This is a genomic window from Iamia sp. SCSIO 61187 (assembly GCF_019443745.1).
In the GTDB taxonomy this organism is placed as follows: domain Bacteria; phylum Actinomycetota; class Acidimicrobiia; order Acidimicrobiales; family Iamiaceae; genus Iamia.
This window is the reverse complement of record NZ_CP050948.1, coordinates 2457639-2476335: the sequence shown is the minus strand read 5'-3', so window position 1 is coordinate 2476335 and position 18697 is coordinate 2457639. Positions and strand designations below refer to the sequence as shown.

Below are 18697 nucleotides of genomic sequence, written 5' to 3'. Positions count from 1 at the left end.
ACACTGGCCCGGTGGGCGACGCGACCGGCGTGGTGGAGGAGTGGGACGACCCCCGCGGGGTCGGGGCGGTCCGGGCCGACGACGGCCGGCTCCTGGACCTCCAGTGCACGCACCTGGCCGACGGCTCCCGCACCACCGCGGTGGGGACCCGGGTCACGTTCGCGGTGGCGCCCGGCCACCACGGCCGCTGGCAGGCGGTGGCCGTCAGCCCCGTCTGACCCGGTCAGTCGTCGCCGCCGGACCCGTCGAGCTACGGCGCGGCCACCCGCACGGTGCGGGAGTGCCAGCCCTCGGCGCCGTCGGGGATGGGCGCGACCTGCTCCTCGCCCTGGGTCTCGCCGTCGCCGTCGGTGGCCCGGACCTCGATCTCGTGGTCACCGGGTTCGGCCTCCCAGCCCACGTGCCACTGCACCCAGGTGTCGTCGGACGCGACCCGGCCCAGGTCGGCCTCGATCCACCGCCCCCCGTCGATCCGCACCTCGACCCGGCTGATGCCCCGGTTCGGGGCCCACGCCACCCCGGCGATGGGCACCAGCCCGGCGGTCACGTTGGCCCGGTTCCGGGGCACGTCGATGCGGCTCTGGGTCTTGACCGGCGCCTCCTTGGCCCAGCCCCGGTCGATCCAGTAGCCGTCCTCGTCCTCGAGCGTCGTGAGGCGGATCTCCGAGAGCCACTTGGTGGCCGACACGTAGCCGTACAGCCCGGAGATGACCAGCCGGGCCGGGAACCCGTGGGCGCGGGGGAGGGGCCGGCCGTTCATCCCCACGGCGACCAGGGCGGTGCGGTCGGGGTCGTCGAGCACGGAGGTGGGGAACCCGGCGGTGAAGCCGTCGACGGCCTCGCCGACGAGCTGGGTGGCGTCGGCGTGGACGCCGGCCTCGGCCAGCAGGTCGCGCAGCAGGACGCCGGTCCAGCGGGCGTTGCCGACCAGGTCGCCGCCGACCTCGTTCGACACGCACGACAGGGTCACGACCTCCTCGACCAGGTCGCGGGCCAGGAGGTCGGCGTAGCTGAGCTCGATCTCCCGGTCGACCATGCCGGTGATGCGCACCGTCCAGTCGTCGGTGACGACGTAGGGCGGGTCGGGCGAGGTGTCGATCAGGTAGAAGTCCTCGCTCGGGGTGATGTACGGGGACAGCCCGGGGGTGGCGAACGGCGGCGCCGGTGGCACCGATGCGGGGGAGGCGGGGGCCGGGATGGTCTCGGGGATGACCGCCCGCGACCGGCGCACGCTGTCGCCCAGGCCCTTGGCCACGGCCCCGGCGGTGACGATGACGGCCCCCGTCCCGAGCCCCCACAGCACGACCTCGCGCCGGGTGCCCGTCACCTGCCCCACGGCGCCGCCCGTGCCGGCACCCGACCGGGGCCGCCGGGTGCGGAGCACGAGCCCCGCCCCGGGGGCCACCCGCAGGCCGAAGCGGTCGAGGAGGACCCACAGGGTGGCCAGGGCGGCGGCGGCCCCGAGGAACCCGGCGAGGACGGCGACCGACGTCGCGGTCTGCGGGTGGTCCAGGGCGGCGAGGACGCCGAGCAGGGACACCACGCCGATGACCGCGGCCCCGGCCCCCCGGCGCCGGACCTCGAGCCGGGCCGTCGCCGGGCCCAGGGCCAGGGCGACGAGCCAGGCGCCGATCTCGAGCGCCACCTTGTCCTGCCGGCCGAACAGGGCCACGGCCAGGTCCTTCAGGGCGCCCCCGAAGGTGTTGATGAACCAGACCTGGACGGCGAGGAGCAGCGACGGTCGGGTGGGGCCGGCCAGGTTCACCAGCTCGGTGGTGGCCAGCCCGGCGGCCACCGCGAGCAGCCCGGCGAGGGTGGTGCGGGCGCCGCGGGTCACCCTGGGACCCTACGACCGCGCCGTCCGGCGTCCACGTCACCGGCCGGGGGGTGCCACCCCCGCGTCCTGGCGACGCTGACCGGAGGAGGCCTCCTGCCACTGTCGCGGGAACGCGGGCTCAGAGGTCGGGGGGCGCGGTGGTGGCGTAGCCGTCGGGGTGGGTGGAGTGCCAGGCGTAGGCGGTGCGGAGGATGGCCCGGAGGTCGTGGGTCGGCTCCCAGCCCAGGACCTCGCGGGCCCGGCGCAGGTCGCCGTACACCTCCGTCGGGTCTCCGGCGCGGCGCCCGGCGTCGACCGAGGGGATGTCGGCCTCGCTCACCTCGCGGGCCGTCTCGATGACCTCCCGCACGGTCGAGCCGACGCCGGTCCCGAGGTTGATCGCCGTGGTCTCGCCACCGGACTCCAGGTACTCGAGGGCCCGCACGTGGGCGTCGGCCAGGTCGTCGACGTGGACGTAGTCGCGCACGGCGGTGCCGTCGCGGGTGGGGTAGTCGGTCCCGAACACGGTGAGGTGGGGGATCCGACCGAGGGCCGCCTTCATGACGAGGGGCACCAGGTTGAGCGTGACCGTCCAGTCCTCGCCGATGGCGGCGTCGAAGGACGCGCCGGCGGCGTTGAAGTACCGGAGGCTGACCGACCGGGTGCCGTGGGCGACGTCGTACCAGCGCAGCATGTCCTCGACGATGCGCTTGCTCTCGGCGTAGGGGCTCTCGGGGTGGAACGGGTGGGTCTCGTCGACGGGCAGCACGGTCGGGGTGCCGTAGACCGAGCACGACGACGAGAAGACGACCTTGTCGACGCCGACGGTGCGGGCCGCGTCGACCAGGGCGCTGGTCTTGGCCACGTTGTTGCCGAAGTACTTGCCCGGGTCCTCCATCGACTCGCCGGCCGCCTTGTAGGCGGCGAAGTGGACGATGCTGTCGACGCCGTGGTCGGTGATGGTGCGGCGCACCAGGTCGGCGTCGGCGATGTCGCCGACCACGAGGGGCGCCCCGAGGGTGGCCTCGCGGTGCCCGCCCTCGAGCGAGTCGAGGATGACGATGTCGCGGCCCCGCTGGCGGAGCAGGCGAGCCGTGTGGGATCCGATGTAGCCGGCGCCGCCGGTGACGAGGACGGTCATCCGGCGGAGGGATCGTCACCCGCGGCGCCGCCCTCGGCGCGGCGGGTCAGCTCGACGAACGCCATCTGGAGCTGGTTGAGGGCCTGGACGAGGGTCGCCTCGTTGTCGCCCAGCCGGCCCTCCAGCGCCTTGGTCAGGGCGGCGAGGGCGTCGACGGCCACGCTGGCCTCGGGGAGGTTCGGCGGCTGCTGGGACAGGTGGATGGCGGCCAGCTCGTAGAGGCCCATGGCGTGGTTGGACACCACCACCGCGGCCGGGGTGCTGGCGATCTCGGCCCGGGCCTGGGCCATCTCGGCGATCATCTGCTCGGCCTGGGCCCGCTCCTCGGGCGACATGGCCTCGAGGGCGGCGGCGGTCTCGGGGTCGAGGTCGATCGGTGTCCCGGGCTCCGACCCGCCGGCGGGCGGACCGGTGTCGGAGGGGCGGTCGCGGGGCACCTCGTGCTCGCCGCCGGGGGTCCACAGGCTGCTCATCGTCGGTCACCTTCGTACGGTCGGAGGGGCACGCGGTTGCTTCCCCGCGCGGAACGCCCGTACCCTAGGCGCACAACCGAAGACGGAAAGCGGGGCCCTCGGGTCTCCACCTGGCCACCACCCGTTGCGGTCGGTGCGCCGGGTCGATCGATGCAGCGCCCATCCGGGGCGCGTTCGCGGACGTCGGCTTTCCGACGTCCGCTCTGCGTTTTCGCCGAGCGGCCTCCGGTGCCCCACCCACCAACCGAGGACACCCTCACCGCATGAAGGAAGACCGGCCATAGCTGCGCCGCACAACGACGAGCCGCGCATCAACGATCGCATCCGGGCCCGCGAGGTCCGGCTGGTGGGCCCCGACGGGGCCCAGATCGGGATCCGACCCCTGCCCCAGGCCCTGGCGATCGCCCGTGACCTGGACCTCGACCTCGTCGAGGTGGCGGACAAGGCGAACCCGCCCGTCTGCCGGATCATGGACTACGGCAAGTACAAGTACGAGGCAGCCCAGAAGGCCAAGGAGTCCCGCAAGAAGAGCACCAACGTCGTCATCAAGGAAATGAAGTACCGGCCCAAGATCGGCGCCGGCGACTTCGACACCAAGACCAAGAAGGTCGAGAAGTTCCTCGGCGAGGGTCACAAGGTGAAGGTGACGATCATGTTCCGGGGCCGCGAGATGGCCCACCCCGAGCTGGGCAAGAAGATCCTCGACCACGTGGCCGAGGAGGTCGTCCACCTGGCTCGCGTCGAGGTGTTCCCCAAGCTCGACGGGCGGAACATGATCATGGTGCTGGCTCCCGACAAGAAGGCCCAGGCGGCCCACGCCGCCAAGCTCCGCGAGGAGGAGGAAGAGGCCGCCGCCGCCCAGGAGGAGGCTCGGGTCGCCGCCGGCGGCGCCGCCCCGGCCGCCGACGCCAGCAGCAACGGGGCCGCCGCCCCCGGCACCGGTCCCGCCACCCCCGACCCCCAGGCCACCACGGCCGCCACCGAGCCCGAGGCCACCGCCCGGCACCGGCCGAGGCCCCCGCCGACGCCACCGCCTCCACCGAGGCCTGACCACCACCTCTCCCGCCGGGCCGCCCGGCCCGAACCCCGAGGACAGACACATGCCCAAGATGAAGACCCACTCCGGCGCGGCCAAGCGCTTCAAGCGCACCGGCACCGGCAAGCTCCGGCGCGGCCAGGCCGGGATGAACCACATCCTCGAGAAGAAGCCCTCGAAGCGCACCCGCCGCCTCACCGGCGACGTCGACGTGGCCAAGGGCGACGCGGACCGCATCAGCCGGATGCTCGGCGACCGCTAGCCCGCCGCCCCACCCACCCGAGATCGAGCACACAGAAGAGGATCTGAACCATGGCCCGCGTCAAGCGATCCGTCCACAGCAAGAAGCACCGCAAGGCCACGCTCGAGCGCGCCAAGGGGTACTACGGCAACAAGAGCCGCTCGTACCGCGCCGCCAACGAGCAGGTGATGCACTCCCTGCAGTACGCCTACCGCGACCGCAGGGCCAAGAAGGGCGAGTTCCGCAAGCTCTGGATCCAGCGCATCAACGCGGCCTGCCGGGAGAACGGCATGTCCTACAGCCGCTTCATCAGCGGCCTGCGCCTGGCCCAGGTCGAGGTCGACCGCAAGGTGCTGGCCGACCTCGCCGTCACCGACCCGAAGGCGTTCGCCGCCCTGGTGAAGGTGGCGGCCGAGGCCCAGCCCGCCGCCTGATCCGGTCCCGGGGCCCCGTCGTGAGCGCCCCGAGCCGAACCCCACCGCCGCCCGAGCCCCTGTCGCCCCGGAACCCCCGGGTCGTGGGGCTGGGGCGGTTGGCGCGCCAGCGGCGGGCCCGCGACGCCGAGGATCGCTTCGTCGTCGACGGGCCGGTCCTGCTGGGCGACGCCGTGCGCGACGGGGTCGTGGTGGAGGACGTCTTCGTCGACCCCGAGGCCGCCGACCGGCCCGAGGTCGAGGCGGCCGTGGCCGCCGCCGTCGCCGCCGGCGGCCGGGCCTGGACCGTCACCGGCGGGCTGCGCCCCCACGTCGAGGTGGCCACCCCCCACGGCGTGGCTGCCGTCGCCCGCCGCCCGGAGGGCGTCACCCGTCCGGGGAGGGGGACCGCGCCGCTCCACGTCGTACTGGTGGGGGTGGCTGATCCCGGCAACGTCGGCACCCTGCTGCGCACGGCGGAGGCGGTGGGGGCGGCGTCGCTCGTCGTCGGCGAGGGCACGGCCGATCCGTGGGCGCCCAAGGTCGTCCGGGCCTCGGCCGGGTCGGTGTGGCGGGTGCCGCTGCGCGCCGAGCCCGTCGGCGAGGCCCTCGAGCGCCTGGCCGCCGAGGGCGTGGCCCGGGTCGGGACCTCCGGCGGCGACGGCGTCGCGCCCCACCTCCTCGACCTCCGGGGGCCGGTCGCCCTGGTCCTGGGGAACGAGGCCCACGGCCTGCCCGCGGCCGTGGCGCCGGGCATCGACTCCTGGGCGACGCTGCCGATGGAGGGGGCCGTGGAGTCCTTGAACGTCGCCGTGGCCGGCTCGGTGCTGGCCTTCGAGGTGGTGCGCCAGCGCGCCGTGGAGGCGGCGCCGTGACCGACGACGGCCCCGCCGACGACGGCCCCACGGCCGACGAGCTGACCGCCGTCGAGATCATCGCCACCGTCAGCCACGAGCTGCGCAGCCCCCTGACCAGCATCAAGGGGTTCACCAGCCTCCTGCTGTCGCGCTGGGACGGGATCGCCGACGACCGCAAGAAGGAGATGCTCGAGGCCGTCCGCCACGACGCCGACCGGGTCACCCGGATGCTCACCGAGCTGCTCGACATCTCCCGTCTGGAGGCGGGGCGGCTCCACCTGAGCCCCCGCCCCCTCGAGATCGGTCCGCTGATCCGGTCGATCGTCGACAAGGTCGCCATGGTCGAGCCCGACCTCGACGTCACCATCGACCTGGCCGACGACCTCCCCGAGGTCGTGGCCGATGCCGACAAGGTCGAGCAGGTCCTCACCAACCTGGTCGAGAACGCGGCCAAGTACGGCAGCCCCGTCGGGCTGCGGATCGCCGCCCGGGCCGACGGCGACGAGGTCTCCGTCGCCGTGGCCGACCGGGGCGCCGGGATCCCGGCCGAGGACCTCGACCGCGTGTTCGCCCGGTTCTACCGGCGTGAGGAGGGCCGGCCCACCGGCACCGGCCTCGGCCTGTGGATCAGCCGGGGCCTGGTCGAGGCGCACGGCGGCCGCCTCGTGGCCGAGTCCGTCGAGGGCGAGGGCAGCACCTTCACCTTCACCCTCCCGATCGCCGGACCTCCGGCCTGACGCCACGGATGGTGCCTGGCACCATCCGTGGCCCGAACGGGCTTGGCGGGGGAGGCGGGGACCGGGCACCCTGGGCCGACCTATGACGACGCCCGACGACATCGAGCGCATGGGCGCGGCAGCGGTCGAGCGGCTGCGCGCCGCGCCGGACCTCGACGCCCTCACCGCGGTGCTCGCCGAGGTGACCGGCAAGGGGTCGGACCTCGGCGCCGTGAAGCGGGGGATGGGCCAGCTCGACGCCGAGGCCCGCAAGCAGCTGGGCCAGACCCTCAACCGGGTCAACGGCGACGTGGGCCGGGCCGCGGCCGAGCGCCGGGCCGAGCTCGAGGCCGCGGCCCGCCGGGTCCGGCTCGAGGCCGAGCGGCTCGACCTGACCGAGGTCCGCCCCACCACCGGCGCCGGCCACCTCCACCTGGTGACCCAGACCATGGAGGAGCTGGAGGACGTCTTCACCGGGCTGGGGTTCGCCGTCGCCGAGGGCCCCGAGGTCGAGGACGACTGGCACAACTTCACCGGGCTCAACATCCCCGCGTACCACCCGGCCCGGGACATGCAGGACACCTTCTTCGTCGACCGGGGCGAGCCCGGAGACGTGGTGCTCCGCACCCACACCTCACCGGTCCAGCTGCGGGTGATGGAGCAGCAGGGCCCGCCGATCTACATCGTCGTCCCCGGCCGGGTGCACCGGAACGAGGCCCGCGACGCCACCCACCTGGCCACGTTCCACCAGCTCGAGGCCCTGGTCGTCGACGAGGGGATCACCTTCGGCCACCTGGCCGGGACCATCGAGGCCTTCACCGCCGCCTACTTCGGCGAGGGCTTCACGTCGCGGCTGCGGCCGTCGTACTTCCCCTTCACCGAGCCGTCGGCCGAGTTCGACATCCGCCGCCCCGACGGCACCTGGCTGGAGCTGGGCGGCTGCGGGATGGTCCACCCCAACGTGCTGCGCAACGGCGGCATCGACCCCGAGCGCTACACCGGGTTCGCCTTCGGGTTCGGCATCGACCGGCTGGCCCTGGCCCGCCACGGCGTGCCCGACCTGCGCGAGATCCTCTCGGTCGACGTGCGCTTCCTGGAGCAGTTCTGATGAAGGTGCTCCTGTCCTGGCTGCGCGAGCTGGCCCCGTTCGACCAGAGCCCCGAGGCCATCGCCGACGCGTTCAACGACCTGGGCACCCCGGTCGAGGAGGAGACGCGCCTGGGCGAGGGCCTCGACGGCATCGTCGTGGCCCGGGTGCTCGAGCTGCGCCCCCACCCCAAGGCCGACCGCATCCAGCTGGTCGACGTCGACGCCGGCGACGGCGAGGCCCTCCAGATCGCCTGCGGCGCCTTCAACATGGCCGTCGGCGACCTCGTCCCCCTGGCGACCCTGGGCACGACGATGCCCGACGGCATGGAGATCGCCCGCCGCAAGATGCGGGGCGAGTGGTCCAACGGGATGCTGTGCTCCTCCCGCGAGATCGGCCTGGGCACCGACCACGGTGGGATCAAGGTCCTGCCCGCCGGCCTGACGCCGGGGACGCCGCTGGTCGAGGCCCTCGGCATCGAGGCCGACGTGCTGTGGGACCTCGAGGTCAACGCCAACCGGCCCGACGCCCTGAGCGTCGCCGGCCTGGCCCGCGACCTGGCCGCCCGCTTCGGCGTCCCCTTCGCGCTCGACGTCCCCGTCGTGCCCACCGCCGGTGCCCCGGCGGGTGACGCCCTGGCCGTCGAGATCCTCGACCCCGACCTGTGCGGCCGCTTCGGCGCCTGGCTGCTCCGCGGCCTCGACCCGACGGCCACCTCGCCCGAGTGGATGCAGCAGCGGCTCACCCACCTCGGCATGCGGCCCATCAGCGCCCTGGTCGACATCTCCAACTACGTGATGCTCGAGCGGGGCCAGCCCAACCACCCCTACGACCTGGCCGGCGTCCCCGGCGGGACGTTCCGGGTGCGGCGGGCCCGCCCCGGAGAGCGCCTCACCACCCTCGACGACGTCCAGCGGGAGCTGCGCGGCGACGACCTGCTGATCTGCGGCGGCGACGACGTCCCCCTCGGCATCGCCGGCGTCATGGGCGGGGCCTCGGCCGAGATCACCGCCACGACCACCGACGTGGCCCTGGAGATGGCCTGGTTCCTCCCCCGGTCGGTCGGCACGACGGCCCGCCGCCTCGGCCTCCGCACCGAGGCCGCGGCCCGGTTCGAGCGGGGGTGCGACCCCGAGGGCATCGACGGGGCGGCGGCCCGCTTCGCCCAGCTGGCCGCCGAGATCTGCGGCACCGAGCTGGCGCCCGGCGCCGTCGACGGGCGGGGCGAGCTGCCGGCGCGCGACCCCATCCGGGTGCGCACCGCCCGCGTGAACCACGTGCTGGGCACCTCGCTGGCGCCCGACGAGGTGGTCGCCCTCCTCGACCCCATCGGCTTCGCCTCGACCCCGGTCGGCGACGGCGACCTCGACGTCACCGTCCCGTCGTGGCGGTACGACTCCGAGTCGGAGGTCGACGTCGTCGAGGAGGTGGCCCGCCACCACGGCTACGACCGCATCCCGCGCCGCGAGCTGGCCGTGGCCCTGCCCGGGCGGCTCACGCCGGTCCAGCGGCGGCGACGGGAGGTCCGCCGCCTCATGGTCGGCCGGGGTCTGACCGAGGTCATGCCCCTGCCGTTCCTCGCCCCCGGGGCCCTGGCCGCGTGCGGCTTCCCGCCCGACGGGATCGAGCTGCGCAACTCCCTCGTCGCCGAGGAGTCGATCCTCCGCACCACCCTGATGCCCGGACTGGTCCAGGCCGTCGCCACCAACGCCGCCCGCCGGAGCCTCGGCGTGCGCCTGTTCGAGATCGGCCACGTCTTCCTGCCGAAGCCCGACGAGGCCGATGGGCGGACGATCGACGACGCCGTGGACGGGCCCGGTCGGCCCGACCTGCTGCCCGACGAGCGCGAGCACCTGGGCGTCGCCCTCGCCGGCGTCGAGGCACCCGAGGCGGTGCGCCTGGCCCTGGCCGTGCTCGACCGCCTGGGCATCGACGACGTCGACATCGCCAACGCCGAGCGCCCCGGCCTCCACCCCACGCGGGGTGCCACCGTCCTGGTGGCCGGGGACGAGGTCGGCGTGGCCGGCGAGGTCGATCCCGGGGTCCTGGGCGCCCACGGCATCGACGAGCGCGTCGCCTGGGTCGAGCTCGACCTGGGGCGGCTGCTGGCCGCCGTGCCCGAGGACGAGCCCTACCGGCCCGTGTCCCGGTTCCCGTCGAGCGACGTCGACCTGGCCTTCGAGGTGCCGGCCGAGGTGTCGGCCCGCGCCGTCGAGGCCACCCTGGCGGCGGCCTCGGACCTGGTGTGGTCGGTCGACCTGTTCGACACCTACCGGGGGAGCGGGGTCGCCGAGGGCGCCCGGTCGCTCGCCTACCGGGTCCGCTTCGTGAGCCTGGACCGCACCCTCACCGACGCCGAGGTCGGCGTGGCCCGCCAGGCCCTGATCGACGCCGTGACCACGGCCCACGGGGCCACGCTGCGGGGCTGACCCCGGGCCTGCGCCCCGGCCGGTTGCATAGTGATGCGTGGGTCTGCATAGAGTGGCGGGATGGCCAAGGTCGCGATCGTCGGAGCCTCGGGGTACACGGGCGCCGAGCTGCTGCGCCTGCTCGCCGGGCACCCCGAGCTGGAGGTCGTGGTCGCCACCGGTGACTCGCAGGCCGGCCAGCCCATCGCCGGGCTGTACCCCAGCCTGGTCGGCGTCTACGGCGACCGGGTGTTCGACACCTGGTCGGCCGACGCCGTCGACGGGGTCGACCTGGCGTTCTGCGGGCTGCCCCACGGGGCCAGCCAGGCGGTGGTGCCCGAGCTCCGGGGCCGGGTCGGCCACGTGGTCGACCTGGCCGCCGACTTCCGGCTGGCCGACGCCGCCCTGTACCCGGAGTGGTACGGCGAGGAGCACACGGTGCCCGAGCTGCTGGCCGAGGCCGTCTACGGCCTGCCCGAGCTCTTCCGCGCCGACCTCCACGGCGCCGCCCTCGTCGCCGGCCCCGGCTGCTACCCGACGGCTGCCGCCCTCGCCCTGGCCCCGCTCCTGCGGGCCGGGCTGGTCGAGCCCACCGGCATCGTGGTCGACGCCGTGAGCGGCGTGTCCGGCGCCGGGCGGGCACCCAAGCCGACCACCACGTTCTGCACCGCCGACGGCGACGTCACCGCCTACGGGCTGCTCCGCCACCGCCACACCCCAGAGATCGAGCAGACCCTCACCCGGGTGGGCGGGGCGCCGGCGCAGGTCGTGTTCACCCCGCACCTGGTGCCGATGAGCCGGGGGATGCTGGCCACCTGCTACTCCCGGCCCGTCGCCGGGACCACCGCCGCCGACGTCGAGGCCGCCTTCGCCGACGCCTACCGCGCCGAGCGCTTCGTCTCGGTCGTGCCCGGCTCGCCGTCGACCAAGGCCACCCAGGGCTCCAACGCCGCCCACGTGGCGGCCGTCCTCGACGAGCGCACCGGCTGGGTCCTGTCGTTCTGCGCCCTGGACAACCTGGGCAAGGGGGCGTCGGGTGCGGCCGTGCAGTGCGCCAACCTCGCCCTCGGCCTCCCCGAGGAGCTCGGCCTCAGCGCGATCGGCGTCTACCCGTGAGCGCCGGCACCGTCCTGACACCGCGACCGGACATCGATGTCGCCAGGCGCGACCAGGACGGCGGGCGAGGCGGCCATCGCCGTTCTGACACCGCTCTCGGCCAGGCGTGTCGCCTGGCGCGAACAGAAGCGAGGGTGGCGATGGAGGTCGTTCGATGAGCGTGACCGCACCCGCCGGCTTCGTGGCCGGGGGGGTGGCCTGCGGCATCAAGGAGTCCGGCGACCCCGACCTCGCCCTCGTCGCCACGGCCGACGGCACCGCCGTCGCCGCCGCGGGGGTCTTCACCGCCAACCTGATGACGGCGGCACCGGTGCAGGTCTCCCGGGCCCACCTCGCCGCCACCGGCGGGCGAGCGGCGGCGGTCGTGCTCAACAGCGGCAACGCCAACGCCGCCACCGGTGCGCCGGGCCGGGCCGACAGCGAGCGCACGTGCGCGGCGGTGGCCGCCGAGCTGGGCTGCGCCGAGGACGAGGTCCTCGTCGGCTCGACCGGGCTGATCGGCATCCCGCTCCCCGTCGAGCCCCTGGTCGCGGGGATCCCCGACGTGGTCGCCGTGCTCTCCGGCGACGCCGAGGGCGGGGCGGCGGCGGCCGAGGCCCTGCGCACCACCGACACCCGCCGCAAGGAGGCCGTGGCCCGGGCCGGGGCGGCGACGGTCGGCGGCATGGCCAAGGGGGCGGCCATGCTGGCCCCGTCGATGGCCACCATGCTCGCCGTGCTCACCACCGACGCCGAGGCCGAGCCCGAGGTGCTCCATCGGGTGCTGGCCGCCGGCGTGGCCGGCAGCTTCGACAACCTCCTCACCGACGGCTGCACCTCGACCAACGACACCGTCGTCCTGCTCGCCTCGGGTCGGGCCGGGCCCGTCGACGAGGACGCGCTGGTCGCGGCGGTGACGAGCGTGTGCACGTCGCTGGCCGAGCAGATGGCCGACGACGCCGAGGGGGCCACCAAGGTCGTCCGCCTCACCGTCGCCGGCGCCGTGTCCGACGCCGAGGCCCGCACCGGCGCCGAGCGCATCGCCCGCAGCCTGCTCTGCAAGTGCTCGTGGTACGGGCGCGACCCGTACTGGGGCCGTCTCGCCAGCGAGCTGGGGTCGGCCGGCATCGGCTTCGACCAGGAGCGGGTCGCGGTCGCCTACGGCGGCGTCACCGTCGCCGCCGGCGGGGTCACCATCGACCACGACGCCGCGGCCGTCGCCGCCCACATGGACGGCCGGTACCTGGAGATCACCTGCGACCTGGGCCTGGGGCCGGGCACCGCGACGGTCCTCACCAACGACCTGACCCACGCGTACCTCGACGAGAACATGGGGACGTCCTGACGGGCCTACTGTCCGCCCGGTGAGCGACGGACCGGACGGCAGCCTGCACATCGGCGGGGTCGTGGGGGCCGACCACCAGCGGACGGGCGAGGACGTGCGGATCGACGCCTCCTCGCTCACCACCCACGGGCTGATCGTGGGCATGACCGGGTCGGGCAAGACCGGCCTCGGCGTGGCCCTGGTCGAGGAGGCGCTGCTCGAGGGGGTGCCCGTCCTCGTGCTCGACCCCAAGGGCGACCTCGGCAACCTGGCCCTCACCTTCCCCGACCTCGACGCCGCCTCGTTCGCCCCGTGGGTCGAGGGCGGCGACGACCCGGCCGAGGTGGCCGGGCGGTGGAAGGAGGGCCTCGCCGGCTGGGGGATCGACGGCGCCCGGCTGCAGGCGCTCCGCGACGCCGCCCCCGTCACCATCTACACGCCGGGGTCGACGAGCGGGGTCGGGCTCGACGTGGTCGGGCGCATGACCCGCCCGGCCGAGGGGGCCGACCCCGAGTCCGTCGTCGACGAGGCCTCGGGCTACGTGTCGGGGCTGCTGGCGCTGGTGGGCATCGAGGCCGATCCGCTCGCCAGCCGCGAGCACATCCTCCTCACCACCCTGGTCCAGGCGGCGTGGGCCGCCGGGCAGGACCTCGACCTCGCCGGCCTGGTCGGCCAGGTCCAGCGCCCCCCGATCCGGAAGCTCGGCGTGTTCGAGCTCGACGAGTTCTTCCCGCCGGCCGACCGCACCGCCCTCGCCCTCCGGCTCAACGGCCTCCTCGCCTCGCCCGCCTTCGCGGCCTGGGGCCAGGGCGTCGCCCTCGACATCGACGCCCTCCTGCGCCCCGGCGGGCGACCGGCGTGCGCCGTGGTGTCGATGGCCCACCTCGCCGACGACGAGCGCCAGATGGTCGTCACCCTCGTGCTCTCGAAGCTCGTCACCTGGATGCGGAGCCAGCCCGGCACCGACGAGCTGCGCGTGCTCGTCTACTTCGACGAGGTCGCCGGGTACGTCCCGCCGGTGGCCGCCCCGCCGGCCAAGGCGCCGATCCTCACCCTGTTCAAGCAGGCCCGGGCCTTCGGCGTCGGTGTGGTGCTGGCCACCCAGAACCCGGTCGACATGGACTACAAGGCGCTGTCCAACGCCGGGACGTGGCTCATCGGCCGGCTCCAGACCGAGCAGGACAAGGCCCGCCTGCTCGACGGCCTGTCCTCGGCCGACGGGGGCGTCGACACCGCCGCCGTCGGGGCCACCATCGCCGGTCTGGAGAAGCGGGAGTTCGTCCTGCGCCAGGCGGGGCGGCCCGACCCCACGCTGCTGACCAGCCGGTGGGCGATGTCGTACCTGCGGGGGCCCCTGACCCGCGAGCAGATCGCCACCGTGATGGCCGACCAGAAGGCCGCCACCGTCCCACCGGCGCCCCCCGCCCCGACCGCGCCCTCCGCCGCCCCGCCCGCCGACGCAGCGACGGCCCCCGCCGCCGCCGCCGAGGGCGACGACGCCACGCCGGTCGTGCCGACGGTGGCCGAGGGCATCCCGGTCCGCTGGCTCGACCCGGCGGCGCCCTGGGCGGCCGCGGTCGGGGCCTCGCCCACGGGGACCCGGCACCGGGCCGCCGTCGCCGCCACCGTCGACCTCCTGTACGACGACACCAAGGCCGACCTCCGCCACACCGAGCGCTTCGAGTGCGTCCTGGTGCTGGACACCGCCCACCCCGACCCGGCGACCGCCGTCGCCGTCGACCACGACCCCCGGGACCTGCGCGCCGAGCCGCCGAGCGGGGCGACCTACGAGGCGCCCGAGGCCGCCATCCGGACCAAGGCGCTCTTCACCACGCTGCGCAGGGGGCTCGTCGACCACCTCCGGGCCACCCGGACGGTGACGATCTGGGCCAACCCGGAGCTGAAGGTGTACGGCCGCCCCGGTGAGGCCGAGGCGGAGGTGCGGGCCCGGGTGGCGGCCGCCGCCGACACCGGGGCCGATGCCGAGGGGGCCAAGGTGGCAGCCCGGTACGCCGGGCGCATCCAGCGGGCCCGGGCCGCGGTGGCCACGGCCGAGGACAAGGTCCGCCAGGCCGACCAGGCGGCCGAGAACCGCCGCCAGGACGAGCTGGCCCGGGGGGCGACGGCCGTCCTCGGTGGCCTGCTCGGCGGCCGGGGCGGGGTGCGCTCGATCATCCGCGCCGCCGGCGGGGCGGTCGCCCGCCACGGCCGGGCCGGCGAGGCCGCCTCCCGGGCCGACGCGGCCCGGAACCGGGTGGGGGAGAAGGCCGAGGCGCTGGCCGACCTGGAGGCCGAGGTGGCCGACGCCCTGGCCGCCATCACCGAGGAGTGGGACGCCAAGGAGGCGGCCACCACGGCCCTCGAGGTCCCCCTCGAGCGCACCGACATCACCGTCGTCGACCTGGCCCTCGTCTGGATCCCCGTGAGGTGATCGGGCCTGGTCTCGGGTGGTATTGCATGGGCATGCACGCGCGTGCATAGACTCGGCGGATGGCTGAACCGAAGCCCCCGCTCGACCTGGACGGCATCGACGCCGCCACGCGCGCCGGGATCCTGGTCGAGGCCCTGCCGTACATCCAGGCCTTCGCCGGGCGCACCGTGGTCATCAAGCTCGGGGGCAGCGCCCTCGTCGACCCCGCCCTGGCCCGGACCTTCGCCGCCGACGTCGTGCTCCTGCGGGCCGTGGGGATCAAGCCCGTGGTCGTCCACGGCGGCGGGCCCCAGATCGGCGCCCACCTGGCCCGACTGGGCAAGGACAGCGAGTTCCGCGAGGGCCTGCGGGTCACCGACGCCGAGACCCTCGACGTGGCCCGCATGGTCCTCGCCGGCCAGGTCGGCCGGTCGATCGTCAGCGCCGTCAACCAGCACCAGACCGTCGCCGTCGGGCTCTCGGGCGAGGACGCCGGGCTGATCACCGCCGTCCAGCGGGACCCGGCGCTGGGCTACGTGGGCGACGTCGTCGGCGTCGACCGCACGATCCTCGACACGCTGCTCGACCGGTCCTTCATCCCGGTGATCTCCACCATCGGGGCCGACGCCACCGGCCAGGCGTTCAACATCAACGCCGACAGCGCGGCGATCGCGGTGGCCGAGTCGCTCGACGCCGAGAAGCTCATCTACCTCACCGACGTGCCCGGCGTCCTCACCGACGTCGACGCCCCCGGCTCGCTGATCTCCCGGCTGTCGGTGGCCCGGGCCCGCCTCCTCATCGCCGAGGGCGTCATCGCCGGCGGCATGATCCCCAAGGTCGAGGCCACGCTCGCCGCCGTCGAGGGCGGGGTCGGCTCGTCGCACATCCTCGACGGGCGCATCCCCCACGTCGTGCTGCTCGAGCTGCTCACCGACGAGGGCGTCGGCACCATGGTCACCCGGAACGCCGGTGGCCCGTCGTGAGCCCCGACGCGCCCCCGAGCCCCAGCCCGCTCATGCCCACCTACCCGGTGCCGTCCATCACCCTGGTGCGGGGCGAGGGCACCCGGGTGTGGGACGCCGACGGCACCGAGTACCTCGACTTCCTCACCGGGCTGGCGGTGTGCTCGCTGGGGCACAGCCACCCGGCCGTGGCCGACGCCGTGAGCGCCCAGGCCCGCACCCTCCTCCACGTCTCCAACCTCTACGGGAACGAGATCGGCCCGCAGGTCGCCACCACGCTCGACCGCCTGCTCGGCACGCCCGCCTGGGCCGACGGCTGGACCGGCGAGGCCCCCCGGGGTCGGGTCTTCTTCACCAACTCCGGCGCCGAGGCCAACGAGTGCGCCATCAAGCTGGCCCGGAGGTTCGGGGGCCGGGGACGCCACGTCGTCGTGTCCGCCCTGGGCTCGTTCCACGGCCGGACCCTCGCCTCGCTCGCGGCCACCGGCCAGCCGGCCAAGCACGAGCCCTTCCACCCCATGCCCGAGGGGTTCCGCCACGTGGCGTGGGACGACCTCGACGCCCTCGAGGCCGCCCTCGACCCGTCCGTGGCCGCCGTCCTGCTCGAGCCCCTCCAGGGCGAGGGCGGCGTGAACCCGGCCCCGGCCGCCTTCTTCCAGGGCGTGCGGCGACTGTGCGACGAGCGGGGCATCCTCTTCATGGTCGACGAGGTCCAGACCGGCCTGGGCCGCACCGGGCGCTGGTTCGGGCACCACCACCTCGGTGTGGTGCCCGACGTCGTCACCTTCGCCAAGGCCCTCGGCAACGGCGTCCCCATCGGGGCGTGCTGGGCCCGGGCCGAGGTGGCCGAGGTCTTCGTCCCCGGCGACCACGGCTCGACCTACGGCGGCCAGCCCTTCGCCACCGCTGCGGCGCGGGCCGTCCTGGCCGAGCTGGAGGCCATCGACGCCCCGCGGCTCGCGGCCGAGAGGGGTGCGCGGCTGGCCGACGCCCTGGCCGACCTGCCCGGCGTCGCCTCGGTGCGGGGCCTGGGCCTCCTCCTGGCCGCCGAGCTCGACCCGGGGATCGCCTCGGGCGAGGTCGCCCGGGCCTGCCTGGACGCCGGGCTGATCGTCAACCCGGTCACCCCCACCGCCCTGCGGTTCGCCCCGCCCCTCACGGTCTCCGACGCCGAGATCGACCAGGCCGTCGCCGTCCTCCGGGGCGTGCTGGCCCAGACCCTGGAGGTCGTCGGATGAGCGCCCGCAGCTTCCTCGAGGTCGACGACCTCACGCCCGCCGAGCTGGAGGAGGTCCTCGTCCTCGGCCAGGGCCAGACCCTGCACCGGGTGATGGAGGGCCGCGGTGCGGCGCTGCTGTTCGAGAAGCCGTCGGCCCGGACCCGGCACTCGACCGAGATGGCCGTCGTGCAGCTGGGCGGGCACCCCGTGTACGTGCGGCCCGACGAGGTCGGCATCGACACCCGGGAGACGGCCGAGGACCTGGCTCGCACGCTGTCCCAGTTCCACGCCGCCATCTGCGCCCGGGTCTTCGACCACGCCGTGCTCGAGCGGATGGCCGGGGCCGGCGACGTCCCCGTCGTCAACCTGCTGTCGGATGCCGCCCACCCACTGCAGGCCGTCGCCGACCTGCTGACGATCGGGTCCCACGTCGGCCTCTCGGGGGCGGCGCTGGCCTGGGTCGGAGACTTCTCCAACGTCGCCCGCTCGCTCGCCATCGCCTCGGCCCTGGTCGGCATCGAGGTGCGGGTCGCCTCGCCCGAGGGCTACGGCCCCACCGACGCCGACCTGGCCCGGGTGCGGGCCCTGGGGGGGACGATCGACGTGGCCGACACGCCGACCGCCGCCGTCGACGGTGTCGTCGCCGTGTCGACCGACGCCTGGTACTCGATGGGCCAGGAGGCCGAGGCCGCGACCCGTCGCCCCCTGTTCGCGCCGTACCAGGTCGACGCCGCCCTCATGGCCGCCGCCGCGCCCGACGCCATCTTCCTCCACTGCCTCCCCGCCCACCGGGGCGAGGAGGTCACCGACGAGGTGCTCGACGGACCGGCCTCGCGGGTCTGGCCCCAGGCCGCCAACCGCCTCCACGCCGCCCGCGCCGTGCTGGCCTTCCTCCTGGGGGTGCGGCCGTGAACGGCGGGCCCCGGCCGACCCCGGCCAGGGACGGCAGCTCGAAGATGGGCCGGACCCAGCGCCAGCACATCGTCACCCGCCTCCTGGCCGCCCACCGGGTCACGAGCCAGGAGCAGCTGGTCGACCTGCTCGCCGCCGAGGGCGTCTCCTCGACCCAGGCGACCGTGTCCCGGGACCTCGTCGACCTGGGGGCGATCAAGGTCCGCGCCGGCGACGGCGACTCGACCTACGCCATCCCCGAGCAGCCCCACGCCCAGAAGGCGCCCGACGACCACCTCCGCCGGATCTTCGGCGACTGGGTGGTCGAGGTGAACACCACCGACAACATCGTCGTGCTGCGCACGCCGCCGGGCTCGGCCCACGTCGTCGGGTCCGCCCTCGACCGGGCCGACCTCCCCGAGGTCGCCGGCACCGTGGCCGGCGACGACACCCTCTTCGTCGTGGTCTCCGACCCCGACCGCCCCGTCACCGGCCCCGCCGCCGCTCTCGCCGAGCGGCTGCGGGACCTGGCCGGGCTGGCCCACCCCAACCCGGGCTGACCCGGGCTGAAACCCCCGTCCACCCCACCCGCACACCGAAGACTGAGA

17 protein-coding genes and 1 pseudogene are annotated in these 18697 nt (G+C 75.0%); 15 read left to right on the top strand and 3 right to left on the bottom strand.

Translation table 11 applies throughout. The features are described 5' to 3' along the window. Nucleotides 1–11 precede the first annotated feature (11 nt). Nucleotides 12–218 (top strand): hypothetical protein, encoded by a 207-nt coding sequence (locus HC251_RS11875; protein WP_219945491.1) that lies wholly within the window; start codon nucleotides 12–14, stop codon nucleotides 216–218. Between the two features lie 32 nt (nucleotides 219–250). Here HC251_RS11875 and HC251_RS11870 read toward each other — a convergent pair whose 3' ends face one another. The 3 genes from HC251_RS11870 to HC251_RS25610 all read right to left on the bottom strand — a co-directional run bounded on the left by HC251_RS11870 (nucleotide 251) and on the right by HC251_RS25610 (nucleotide 3430). Beyond that, a complete protein-coding gene (locus HC251_RS11870) occupies nucleotides 251–1837 on the bottom strand; it encodes a molybdopterin-dependent oxidoreductase (RefSeq protein WP_219945490.1) in 1587 nt (528 codons plus the stop codon). A gap of 118 nt (nucleotides 1838–1955) precedes the next feature. Then, complete coding sequence (gene galE / locus HC251_RS11865; protein ID WP_219945489.1) at nucleotides 1956–2957, bottom strand: UDP-glucose 4-epimerase GalE; 1002 nt, start codon at nucleotides 2955–2957, stop codon at nucleotides 1956–1958. Further along, on the bottom strand, nucleotides 2954–3430 hold the full coding sequence (locus HC251_RS25610; protein WP_255566697.1) for a DUF1844 domain-containing protein: 477 nt from the start codon (nucleotides 3428–3430) through the stop codon (nucleotides 2954–2956). The genes galE and HC251_RS25610 overlap by 4 nt, the downstream gene beginning before the upstream one ends. Before the next feature lie 310 nt (nucleotides 3431–3740). Between HC251_RS25610 and infC the strand changes: the two are divergent. The 14 genes and pseudogenes from infC to argR form a co-directional block, all read left to right on the top strand. Then, a pseudogene (gene infC / locus HC251_RS26220) lies at nucleotides 3741–4337 on the top strand (translation initiation factor IF-3); the annotation flags it as partial. 193 nt (nucleotides 4338–4530) lie between these two features. Continuing rightward, nucleotides 4531–4728, top strand: coding sequence for a 50S ribosomal protein L35 (gene rpmI / locus HC251_RS11855; protein WP_219945488.1), 198 nt, complete (start codon nucleotides 4531–4533; stop codon nucleotides 4726–4728). A gap of 50 nt (nucleotides 4729–4778) precedes the next feature. Then, nucleotides 4779–5141 carry a 50S ribosomal protein L20 gene (gene rplT, locus HC251_RS11850; RefSeq protein ID WP_219945487.1) on the top strand — a complete coding sequence of 121 codons (363 nt, stop codon included), beginning with the start codon at nucleotides 4779–4781 and terminating at the stop codon, nucleotides 5139–5141. Between the two features lie 20 nt (nucleotides 5142–5161). Next, a complete protein-coding gene (locus tag HC251_RS11845) occupies nucleotides 5162–5995 on the top strand; it encodes an RNA methyltransferase (protein WP_219945486.1) in 834 nt (277 codons plus the stop codon). After that, the gene (locus HC251_RS11840) at nucleotides 5992–6714 is read left to right on the top strand and encodes a sensor histidine kinase KdpD (protein WP_219945485.1); all 723 of its coding nucleotides are present in this window, start codon (nucleotides 5992–5994) and stop codon (nucleotides 6712–6714) included. Before HC251_RS11845 ends, HC251_RS11840 begins: the two co-directional genes overlap by 4 nt. A gap of 82 nt (nucleotides 6715–6796) precedes the next feature. Beyond that, nucleotides 6797–7801 (top strand): phenylalanine--tRNA ligase subunit alpha, encoded by a 1005-nt coding sequence (gene pheS / locus HC251_RS11835; RefSeq protein ID WP_219945484.1) that lies wholly within the window; start codon nucleotides 6797–6799, stop codon nucleotides 7799–7801. Continuing rightward, a complete protein-coding gene (pheT, locus tag HC251_RS11830) occupies nucleotides 7801–10209 on the top strand; it encodes a phenylalanine--tRNA ligase subunit beta (RefSeq protein ID WP_219945483.1) in 2409 nt (802 codons plus the stop codon). Before pheS ends, pheT begins: the two co-directional genes overlap by 1 nt. A gap of 60 nt (nucleotides 10210–10269) precedes the next feature. Beyond that, nucleotides 10270–11304: an N-acetyl-gamma-glutamyl-phosphate reductase gene (gene argC, locus HC251_RS11825; RefSeq protein WP_219945482.1), complete on the top strand. Its 1035-nt coding sequence runs from the start codon at nucleotides 10270–10272 to the stop codon at nucleotides 11302–11304. 154 nt (nucleotides 11305–11458) lie between these two features. After that, nucleotides 11459–12628, top strand: coding sequence for a bifunctional glutamate N-acetyltransferase/amino-acid acetyltransferase ArgJ (gene argJ / locus HC251_RS11820; protein ID WP_219945481.1), 1170 nt, complete (start codon nucleotides 11459–11461; stop codon nucleotides 12626–12628). Nucleotides 12629–12647: 19 nt separating this feature from the next. Next, nucleotides 12648–15038 carry a helicase HerA-like domain-containing protein gene (locus tag HC251_RS11815; protein ID WP_219945480.1) on the top strand — a complete coding sequence of 797 codons (2391 nt, stop codon included), beginning with the start codon at nucleotides 12648–12650 and terminating at the stop codon, nucleotides 15036–15038. A 59-nt stretch (nucleotides 15039–15097) separates the two neighbouring features. Beyond that, entirely contained in the window at nucleotides 15098–16000 is a 903-nt protein-coding gene (gene argB / locus HC251_RS11810; RefSeq protein ID WP_219945479.1) for an acetylglutamate kinase, read from the top strand. Beyond that, nucleotides 15997–17217, top strand: coding sequence for an acetylornithine transaminase (locus HC251_RS11805; RefSeq protein WP_255566696.1), 1221 nt, complete (start codon nucleotides 15997–15999; stop codon nucleotides 17215–17217). The genes argB and HC251_RS11805 overlap by 4 nt, the downstream gene beginning before the upstream one ends. Continuing rightward, nucleotides 17214–18110, top strand: coding sequence for an ornithine carbamoyltransferase (argF, locus tag HC251_RS11800; protein WP_219945478.1), 897 nt, complete (start codon nucleotides 17214–17216; stop codon nucleotides 18108–18110). The genes HC251_RS11805 and argF overlap by 4 nt, the downstream gene beginning before the upstream one ends. 44 nt (nucleotides 18111–18154) lie before the next feature. Continuing rightward, nucleotides 18155–18649 carry an arginine repressor gene (argR, locus tag HC251_RS11795; protein WP_219945477.1) on the top strand — a complete coding sequence of 165 codons (495 nt, stop codon included), beginning with the start codon at nucleotides 18155–18157 and terminating at the stop codon, nucleotides 18647–18649. The last annotated feature ends 48 nt before the right edge of the window (nucleotides 18650–18697 follow it).